We start from the raw sequence: 5804 nt of genomic DNA, 5'->3' as shown, positions 1-5804 counted from the left end.
TTGTTGTACCGAGGCCTCCAGTTGCACCCGCCAGTCGACCGGTGCAGGTGTTACAGCGAGGGCCACGGTTTCGTTGATTTCGTAAGGCAGGCGCTGGCGCAACAGGCCCAGTACCCACGGCTGGATCAATGACAGCAAAGCGATCTGCTCGCCAGTGAAACGTTTTTCACTGCCCAGTGACAGGCACAGCGTGCGTTCGCCTTCGAGCTGGCAATTGAACTGGATTTCGTCGGCGACCACATTCAGACGAAAGTATCGCTGGTAATACTCGGTCAGTTCGAAATGCTCCGGCGCCACTTCGGACAGGCGATACAGCCCGCTACGCGATTGTTCGCGACAGGCGATGTAGAACGGGTCGAGCCGGTACAGACCGCGCAGGTAATCCTGAAACAACTGATCGGGACGGCCGTCTTCGCCGGGGCATTCGGCGAAGACCTGCGGGTGCCGGTCGGCGCTGAACAGCAGCGCGACCCAGCTATCGAACGCCACGTACTGGTCGAGCAGACGCACCAGTTGCGCCCAGAAATTCGGCTTGTCGAGCGCGTCGATCAATTGCCCGACGGCGCGGTGCCAGGTGATGTCATCAAACGAAACGGACATGGACTACCCCTATCGGGTTACCCCGGCCGCGTGATTCCCTGGCCGGTCGCTTGCTGCGCATACTGGCCCACCGACAGCCACCGGGCAATCTTTCCGCGCCCGGCCACGACCACAAGGACTCGCGATGAAAGTCGAACTCGCCCAACTGGCGGGCCGTGACAACGACACGGCATACAACCTCGAACGTGCCCTCGCGGTGATCGCCGCGTGCGCCGCCGATACGCAACTGATCGTCTTCCCGGAAACCCACCTGATGGGCTTCCCGAGCGCTGACACCGTGGCGCAAATCGCCGAGCCGGTGGCCGGCCCGACCATCAGCGCCGTGCTGGTCGCCGCCCGCGAACGCAATGTTGCGGTGGTGATCGGCATGGCCGAGCACGACAACGGGCACTTCTACAACACCACGCTGCTGCTCACCCCCGAAGGCATCGCCCTGAAATACCGCAAGACCCACCTGTGGGCCTCCGATCGCGGCGTGTTCGAGGCGGGCGATCGTTATGCCACGTGCGAGTGGAATGGCGTACGTGTCGGCCTGCTGATCTGCTACGACATCGAGTTCCCCGAGTCCGCCCGTGCGCTGGCGCAACTCGGCGCCGAGTTGCTGATCGTGACCAACGGCAACATGGACCCGTATGCCCCGACTCACCGCACCGCCATCATGGCGCGCGCCCAGGAGAATCAGGCATTCGCGCTGATGGTCAACCGGGTCGAGGCCGGCGATGACGGTTTGATGTTTGCCGGCGGCAGTGCGTTGGTCGATCCGCTGGGGACAATGCTGTTCGAAGCGGGGCGTGAAGCCGGGACGTTCAGCGTTGAACTGGATGTCGCGCAACTGGAGATTGCGCGCAAGGATTACTGCTATCTGGATGATCAGCGCTTGAAGCTGCCGGGGGAGGTGGTGGAGCGGAGCGATGGTGTTCGCCAATTGTTGATTCCACACCGCTAACCGCGGCCCTCACCCTAGCCCTCTCCCTGTATGTACCGGAGCGAGAGGGACTGACCGAGTGGATTGTTCGAGGTGCGCCGACCTGAAGGATCGAGTCGAATTCAGGTTTCTGAATCTGCGAATTCAAGCTGTGCTCAGGACTTGAACCCAGGGAGATCTACCCCCCCCTAAGCCCGATAAAAATATCAGGCCACCCCCGAAACATTCGCCGAACCCGGCTCTGCCTTCACTCCAATGACATTCGGCTGATGGTCAGCCTTGATCACCTGGCGGTGCTGACATCTGAAACACCGTCAAGCGGCGGGGCGGTTCTGGCGCATGGGCAGTTCGACGCGAAAGGTCGTGCCGACGCCCAATTCGCTGCGCACGGAAATCTTGCCGCCGTGTTTTTTCACGATGCCGTAGGACAGGGACAGACCCAGCCCTGTCCCCTGGCCCACCGGTTTGGTGGTGAAGAACGGGTCAAAGATTTTCTGCAGAGTGTCCGGGGCAATTCCCGAGCCGGTATCGGCCACTTCAACCCAGGCAAGGTCTTGCTGCTGGCCGGTGCGCAAGGTGATGGTGCCGCGCTCCGGCCCCATCGCCTGCGCCGCGTTGACCACCAGGTTCATGATCACTTGATTGATTTGCGAGGGCAGGCATTCGATGTCCGGCAGTGTCTGATATTCCTTGACCACGTCGGCCTTGTATTTCAGTTCGCTGGCGACGATGTTCAGGGTCGATTCAATGCCCTGCTGCAGATTCGCCCACTGCCATTGCTGATTGGTGTCGACCCGGGAGAAATCCTTCAGGTCTTTGACGATCTGGCCGACCCGGCCGATGCCTTCCTTGGACTCGCGAATCAGCACGGGAATGTCCTCGAGGAGAAAATCCAGTTCGACGTCTGTGCGCAATTGTTCCAGGCGCGCCGCGGATTCTTTGTCCAGGGGATCCCCGAGCGCCTGGTAGGCGTCGAGCATGCTCAGCAATTGCTTGAAGTAACCGTCGAGGGTGCCGAGGTTGGAGGAAATGAAACCGATCGGGTTGTTGATTTCATGGGCCACGCCCGCCGCCAGTTGCCCCAAGGACGCCAGTTTCTCCGACTGCACCAGTTGCCCTTCCAGTTGCTTGCGCTCGTCGATTTCCCGGCGCAGCTCTTCGCTGGCCTCTCTGAGCTGGGCGGTGCGCTGATCGACCAGGTGTTCCAGATGATGCATTTGCAGCGAAGCCTTTTCCGTCATCTGCCATTTGGTCAGCAGGGTGTTGGCCATCTGCTGGACTTCGATGTTATCGAACGGTTTTTTCAGGATCAGCAGGCGATCGTGGGCGTGCAGCCGCTCCAGCAATTCGTCCCAGGAGTAATCCGAGTACGCGGTACACACCACCACTTGCAGCTGCGGATCTTCTTGCCACAGATGTTCGATGGTTTTCGCGCCGTCCCAGCCATCGGGCATGCGCATGTCGACGAAGGCCAGCGCGTAGGGGCGTTGTTCGCGCAAGGCCTGCACCAGCTTGCCCAGACCTTCCTCGCCGCCATAGGCCGAGTCCAGCTCGAACGGCGGCCGTTCGGCACGAAGCTGAGCGCCAAACAGGGCCGCTTCCATCTCGTCCAGCTCCACTGACTGCACCGCCGGCGGCGCGAGTATCTTGCGAAAGTCTTCATGAATCGACGGCATGTCGTCGATCAGCAGAATGCGCCGATTGGCCAGCTCGCTCATGCGTTCTCCGTGACGCTGATCAGGGGAATCTGCAAGGTGAACAACGCCCCCGTGCCCGGTCCGTCGCTGTGGGCGGTGAGGTGGCCGTTCATCTCGATGGCCGCCAGGGCACAGCTGTGCAGGCCGAAGCCGTGGCCTTCCTTGCGGGTGGTGAAACCGTGGGCAAAGATCCGCGTCATGTTTTCCGGCGCGATGCCTTCGCCATCGTCCTTGACGCTGATTTCGAGGAAGTTGTCATCGACGATCCTGACCGCCAGGGTCATGGTGCGGGGGCGGTTGCTGAGGTCGGACATGGCGTATTTGGCGTTGCTGATGAGGTTGATCAGGATCAGCAGCAAGCGGTGTTTGTCGCCCATCACCTGGGGCACATCAGCGTATTCCCTGACCACCGTGACATGGTGTCGGGTCAGGGCTCCGGCGTTCATGCGCAGGGCGTCTTCGAGCAGTTCGTTGATAAACAGCGGCTCGGTCATGCTGTTGGCCCCTGCATAGGATTGCTGGGTGGCGACGATGTCCTTGATGTGGTCGACGCTTTTGTTCATCTGGTTCAGTTCGTCGAGCATTTCCTGCTGTTCCTGGGCAATCGCGACCACCAGTTGATTGAGGTAGCCGGGGAGTAATTTGCCCTTGGCGTCTTCACTGAAAAAGGCGCCGAGGTCATCCGGGTGCTCGTTGATCAGTTGCATGGCCTTGCCCAGGCCCTGGGTCTTGCTGTTGCGCAGCTTGCGCGTGATCAGGTCGCTGGAGATGTTCACGCTGTTGAGCACGTTGCCGACGTTGTGCAACACATTGGTGGCGATTTCCGCCATGCCGGCCTGACGTGCCGCGTCGAGCAGTTCGCTCTGGGCGTCCCTGAGTTCGCGGGTGCGCTCCTCGACCCGTTGCTCCAAGGCATCGTTGGCCGTTTGCAGGGCACTGTTGACCCGGTTGATCTCGGCGAAGCTGCCGATCAGGCGGATGCCCAGCCACACCAGTGACAACATCAACAGCACCGAAAACAGCAGCAGGTAGAAATGGTATTGCCGGTCGATCCGGTCGGCGCGCTGCTGGTCGCGATCGAGCATGGTGGTCAGGGTGTCGAGGCGGTCGGCCACGGGAATGTTTTCGATGCTCTCGAGCAACTGATTGACCACGGGCTGCTCGCGAGCGATCAGGCTGATGTGGCTGCTCATGATTTTGATCGGGGCGTCAAACGCCGGTGGCAGACGCTGCGCATTGATCTTCAGTTTGTTCAGACCGACCTCGATGTCGGCGGCCCGTTCGACGGAGGTGACCTGGGCGAACTCCAGGGCACTGAGCAGCAGGTCGTAGGTGTCGGTGGTGATGTTCTGCAGTTGTAATTTATCCAGGTCCGACAGGTTGGCCAATTGCTCCTGAATGTCGTCTTCGGCAGTGGGCAAAAAGGCCAGGGAATTGCGCAACAGCGCGTTGTGCGATTTGAACTGTTCAACCAGACGAGTCTTTTCCTGCATCGCCTGCAGGAAACCCTGGTAAGCGTCGTTCCATTGCGCCGAGTTGTTGCGACCGTGCCCGGACTCAATCGCGTCGAAGCGCGCCCAGAGCCGGTTCATCTCGTTCATCGGCGACACCAGCGGGTCGTAGTTGTGGGTCAGCGCCACCCTGGCCTTGAGGATCTCGTTTTCCCACTGCGAATTCTGCTGTTTGATCTGCCGGATCAGGTCCCGCGATTCGGTGTAGGTCATGGTCTGGTCGGAGCTGGACTTGAAATACAGAAACAGCAGGACCGAGGCCAGTACCAGCACGACCAGTGTGAGCAACAGCAGACTGCGTCGCCGGGAGACGTTGATCATGGCTTGCCTGCCCATTGGCCGGTGAGGGTTTTGAGAAACAGAATGATCAGCCGCTTGTCTTCTTCGCTCGGCATGCGCCCCAACTGGTACTGGAACATCACGTCCACCGCCTGCTCGAGGGTGGGCGCCGAACCGTCGTGAAAGTACGGTGCGGTGGTCGCGACATTGCGCAGGCTCGGCACCTTGAACACGGCCCGATCCGCTTCGTCGGCGGTGACGTTGAAGCGGCCCTGATCGGCCACGGTCGGGTGGCCGCGATCGGCGATGTAATCGCCGAACACGCCGAATTTCTGGAACATGTTGCCGCCGATGTTCACCCCCTGATGGCAGGCGATGCAGCCGTATTCCTTGAAGCGCTGGTAACCGTACTTTTCCTCCAGGGTGAGGATGTCGGTATTGCCCAGCAGGTATTGATCGAAACGCGAGTCGGGCGTGAGCAAGGTGCGTTCGAAACTGGCCAGTGCCTGCTGGACATTGGCCCGGGTCACGCCGTCCGGGTAGGTGGCGGCGAAATCGCGGCGGTAGTCGGGGTCGGTGGCGATCCGCTCGAGGACGGTGCTCCAGTCGCTGCCCATTTCATGCGGGCTGGTGATGACGACGTTGCTTTGTTCCTCCAGGGTTTCGACACGGCCATCCCAGAACTGGCGGAAGTTGAGGGCGGCGTTGAACACGGTCGGCGTGTTGACGGCCACTGGTTGGCCGTCGAAGCCCAGTGACAGGGCACGGTTGTCGGCCCCGTTCTTGTCCAGC

General features: G+C 60.7%; 5 protein-coding genes. 1 reads left to right on the top strand and 4 read right to left on the bottom strand.

All coding sequences use genetic code 11. From position 1 onward, the window contains the following. Window positions 1-600: helix-turn-helix transcriptional regulator (locus DBR24_RS07415; RefSeq protein WP_128614365.1), on the bottom strand; the 600-nt coding region annotated here is incomplete at its 3' end. A gap of 124 nt (window positions 601-724) precedes the next feature. Here DBR24_RS07415 and DBR24_RS07410 point away from each other — a divergent pair. Continuing rightward, window positions 725-1546 carry a carbon-nitrogen hydrolase family protein gene (locus DBR24_RS07410; RefSeq protein WP_128614364.1) on the top strand — a complete coding sequence of 274 codons (822 nt, stop codon included), beginning with the start codon at window positions 725-727 and terminating at the stop codon, window positions 1544-1546. Between the two features lie 293 nt (window positions 1547-1839). Here DBR24_RS07410 and DBR24_RS07405 read toward each other — a convergent pair whose 3' ends face one another. From DBR24_RS07405 to DBR24_RS07395, 3 genes are all read right to left on the bottom strand, one after another. Next, the gene (locus DBR24_RS07405) at window positions 1840-3243 is read right to left on the bottom strand and encodes an ATP-binding protein (RefSeq protein ID WP_128614363.1); all 1404 of its coding nucleotides are present in this window, start codon (window positions 3241-3243) and stop codon (window positions 1840-1842) included. Continuing rightward, complete coding sequence (locus DBR24_RS07400; protein ID WP_128614362.1) at window positions 3240-5054, bottom strand: DAHL domain-containing protein; 1815 nt, start codon at window positions 5052-5054, stop codon at window positions 3240-3242. The genes DBR24_RS07405 and DBR24_RS07400 overlap by 4 nt, the downstream gene beginning before the upstream one ends. Next, window positions 5051-5804: cytochrome-c peroxidase (locus tag DBR24_RS07395; RefSeq protein WP_256591324.1), on the bottom strand; the 754-nt coding region annotated here is incomplete at its 5' end. The genes DBR24_RS07395 and DBR24_RS07400, both read right to left, overlap by 4 nt.

Source organism: Pseudomonas sp. HMWF006, assembly GCF_003061205.1.
Lineage (GTDB): Bacteria > Pseudomonadota > Gammaproteobacteria > Pseudomonadales > Pseudomonadaceae > Aquipseudomonas > Aquipseudomonas monsensis.
The sequence above is the reverse complement of the archived record's forward strand: the minus strand, read 5'-3'. Positions and strand labels throughout refer to the sequence as shown.

Coding starts and splice junctions, on each gene's coding strand:
- DBR24_RS07410 (WP_128614364.1), top strand. CDS start 725: ATGAAAGTCGAACTCGCCCAACTGGCGGGCCGTGACAACGACACGGCA.
- DBR24_RS07405 (WP_128614363.1), bottom strand. CDS start 3,243: ATGAGCGAGCTGGCCAATCGGCGCATTCTGCTGATCGACGACATGCCG.
- DBR24_RS07400 (WP_128614362.1), bottom strand. CDS start 5,054: ATGATCAACGTCTCCCGGCGACGCAGTCTGCTGTTGCTCACACTGGTC.